The 3,910-nt window shown below is 49.6% G+C and carries 2 protein-coding genes; one reads left to right on the top strand and one right to left on the bottom strand.

Features of this window, described 5'->3' with window-relative positions; all coding sequences use genetic code 11:
• Positions 1–1,052: VCBS repeat-containing protein (locus VIN66_RS02075; RefSeq protein ID WP_331922448.1), on the top strand; the 1,052-nt coding region annotated here is incomplete at its 5' end.
• Between the two features lie 43 nt (positions 1,053–1,095).
• Here VIN66_RS02075 and VIN66_RS02070 read toward each other — a convergent pair.
• Positions 1,096–3,910: amidohydrolase family protein (locus VIN66_RS02070; protein WP_331922447.1), on the bottom strand; the 2,815-nt coding region annotated here is incomplete at its 5' end.

Genomic DNA, 3,910 nt, shown 5'->3' with positions numbered 1-3,910 from the left:
CCGACTTTGTGGTGGATTTGGGCTCAGGTCTGAGTGATTTTATTGTGCCGGACTTTCAGTATACACATCTATACCGTCAGCAGAATGACGGCAGCTTTGTGCATTATGCACTGCAAATTCCGACCCTGGTACAAAGTTGGCGGGCTGAGCCGGAATATAGACCCAGAAAACACTACCGGTTAGATGTCAATCAGGATGGCAAGACCGATTTGCTGTTTGTCTGGCAGGGAAAATTTCATCTGTTTTTGCAGCAGCCTGATGGCGGTTTTGCTACGACTGCAACCGTTATGGATTGGCCGCTGACCTTATCTACTGAACAGGAAGCCGATCAGCGCAACGATGCCGGGCGCAGCTATAACGGCCAGTATATAGATTCATTGCGTGATGTAACGGATATTGATGGCGACGGCATAATGGATTTAGTCGTCAACCGCGAGCAACTGGCAGATGCCCTGGAGCGCAATAACGCCTTTAGGGTGTATTTTGGCAAACATACTGCTAAAGGGCTGATGTTCGCTGCCGAACCAGATACTCAGTTAACAACGGAAACGTCTCCTATCGAGGTCAATATCGATGATATTAACGGTGATGGCCTGCAGGACTTTTACATACCAAGCACCCATTTCGGGGTAGGTACGCTGATCCGGGTATTGCTGCGCGGCAGCGCAAATCTGGATATCGATTTCTTTTTATTGAATGCAGAACGGCAGTACCCGGCTAAAGCCGATTTTCGTCAGCAGGCAACGATAGATGTCAGTATCAGTAACTTCCGTTTTGATATGCCACTGTTTGAATTGGCAGATATTGATGGCAGCGGCAAAAAAAGCCTGCTGGTAGGCGACGGCCAGGACGAACTTAAACTGTATGCACAGGAAGACAAACGACTGTTCAGTCGCAGGAGTAAGTCGTTTGACTATAGTTTACCGCGCGATGCGCGCAGGGTGAAAGTGGCAGACCTGACTGGCAATGGCAGAGACGACATTATTCTGCCATTTGACAGTCAGGATCAGCAGAAAGTACGTAACAGCATACATTTACTGCTTAGTCGGTAGCGGGGCGGTAATACCGCCCTGTAATTACAGCCATGCAATATTGTTAACGCGGTTCGAATTCAAACCTGGCCCGTTTACGTTCACGCAGGCCAATTTCATTCAACGTATTGGCATCATACAGACGGCCATTGACCATGGTGAACTGTACTTTGTCACTGATGCGGATATCGTCCAGCGGGTTGCCATCAATCACGATAAGATCGGCCAGCTTGCCAGCTTCCAGACTGCCGAGCTGATGGTCCATACCAAAGGTTTTTGCCGGGTTGATGGTAGCAGTTTTCAGCGCTTCTAACGGGCTCATACCACCTTGCGCAAACATCCAGATCTCCCAGTGAGCACCTAAACCTTCGCGTTGGCCGTGCGCGCCGATATTGGTTACCACCCCAATATCACTCAGCTCTTTTGCCGTTTTGGCGACAGAAAAATGGTTGTAGTGATGCTGGGGGGCTGTGGGCCGGCGCATACTACGCGGCGCCAGCTCATCCATTGGTACATAGGTACGCATTTTCGGGTGCTTCCATACTTCTGTTTTATCGTACCAGTAATTTTCACCCCAGATCCCGCCGTAAGCGACAACCAGAGTAGGGGTATAAGCCGTTTTGCTGGCCTGCCATAGCTGTTTTACATCGTCATACACTTTGGCTGCCGGTAACGCATGCTCAATGGTGGTATGGCCATCCACTATCATCGTCAGGTTATGCTGCATCAGGGAACCGCCTTCCGGTACTACCAGCATGTTTAGTTCGCGTGCAGCCTGTATCACTTGCTGGCGCTGGTTACGTCGCGGCTGGTTATAGCTTTTTACGCTAAACGCTCCCGCTTTTTGTAAACGCTGCAGGTGGAATTTTGCATCTTCCAGGCTGTCGATATGAGAGGTGTAACCGGCGCCTTCAGCACCGTATAAAATAGTACCAGTGGAGAAAATACGTGGCCCGGCAATGATGCCCGCCTGCTGCATTTCACTGGCTGAAAACACCTCACGGGTGTCATTTGACGGGTCGTGAATGGCTGTTACGCCAAACGCCAGCGAGGCATAGTTTTGCCAGTTCTGCTGCGGTGTAATCTGATTGCTACCCTGGCTGCCGTGAGCGTGCGCATCAAATAGCCCCGGCATAATAGTTTTACCCGTGATATCAAATACTTTTGCATTAACCGGCACGGCAACATCACTGCGTTTTCCCACCGCCTTAATTTTATTGTTTTCTACCAGAACCACACCGTCCTGAATGATTTCGTCACCTTTCATGGTGATAACTTGCCCGCCGACAAAGGCTACGCTGCCACGTGGAAAGTCTGCCGCAACGTTAAAGCTCAAATCGACACCGTCTTTGGCGGCAAAGTCGGTTTTATCGCTAAAGTCAAACAAGCCATCAATGCTGGCATGGTATAACTCTGGCCCCAGGCTCCAGTATAAATTACGGCTGTCGCCGCTCCAGCTGATATATTCACCTGCGCGTACAGACAGTTGTTTTACCGGGAACTGCTTGTCATTGCCACTGATGTCTATGGCACTGCCGCGCTCGGTAAAAGGCGTAACAAACACTTTAAATCTGTCGGCAAAGGCCAGGTATTTACCATCTGGGGAGAGTTTGAACTCGGTACCAAACTTCGCTGTGTACAAGGTTTGCTGGCTGTGTTTGGTTAAATCTATACGCAGTAAACTTGGGGCAGGGCTGTTATGCATGGCATAAACAGCGTCATTGTCGGCACCAAACATCGGACTGCGGCCTGTCTGGCTGATAAGCTCTGGCTTGCCGCCTTTGCTGCTGATTTTGTATAAACCGGTATGCAAAGACCATTGCCGTGGCAGTAAACTGCCGGCACCGGCTTTGCGGTATACCACGGTTTTACCGTCCGGACTGAATACCGGTTCAACATATTTGCCGGGTTCATCAGTCAGTTTGGTTACCCGGCCATTACGTAAATTAAGCAGATTTACCGCACCTTGCTCATTATCGTTCCAGCTAACATAAACCAGTTGTTTACCATCGCGGGAAAATTGCGGATAGAACTCAAAATCCGTGCTTTGCTTAGTCAGACGCTTCGGGTTTGGCTCATCCACATCAGTAATATACAGATGGCCCAGAGCAGTAAATACTGCCTGTTTTCCATCAGGTGACACCTGCACAAAGCGCAGCATTTTTGTTTTCACCTGATCGTTATCAATACTCTGCTTTACCTGCACCGCAGTTTGTATCTGTTTGCTGTTTTCTACCACAAAGGGGATGGTTGCCAGTGTTTTATCGGCGACAGTAAGTTGTTTTATTTCACCACCGGCCCAGAATAGCAGCGCTTTATTGTCCGGTGTCCAGCTCAGGCTTGGGTAAACGCCGTGAATAGCCCAGGTCTCCTGCATGTCACGGTCCAGGCCATCGTACAGTTTAATATGTTCACCGCTGGTTAAATCATATAAAAACAGCGTGCTTTGAAAGTCTACCCGACGGATATACGCCAGATATTTACCGTCCGGTGAAGGCGTTGGCCGGATAGCCCCACCTGCGCCATCAAGTATGGTTTCCCATTTACCGGTTTCACGCTCAAAGCGTTTTATTTTATAGATACCACTTTCGGAGTCTTTACTGTAGTGGAAGGTTTTACCCGGAGTGTCGTCCTGTGAAAAGTAGATGTATTTGCCATCGGGAGAGAATGCGGGTTCGCCTAAATCTTTCTGGTCATTTTCCCGGGTGGTCAGCATGATGCCGTTGCCGCCGGTTTTATGGTATTGCCAGATTTCACCGGCACCTAATGATCTGCTGGCGGTAAAATGTTTGCGGGCGACGATAAACTCACCGTCGGGGCTCCAGGCCGGGCTGTTGAGTAAGCGGAAGGTTTCATTCGTTACTGCACGCGGTTCGCTG

The organism is Rheinheimera sp. (assembly GCF_036568245.1).
Taxonomy (GTDB): Bacteria; Pseudomonadota; Gammaproteobacteria; order Enterobacterales; family Alteromonadaceae; genus Alishewanella.
This window is presented reverse-complemented; position numbering and strand designations above follow the sequence as displayed.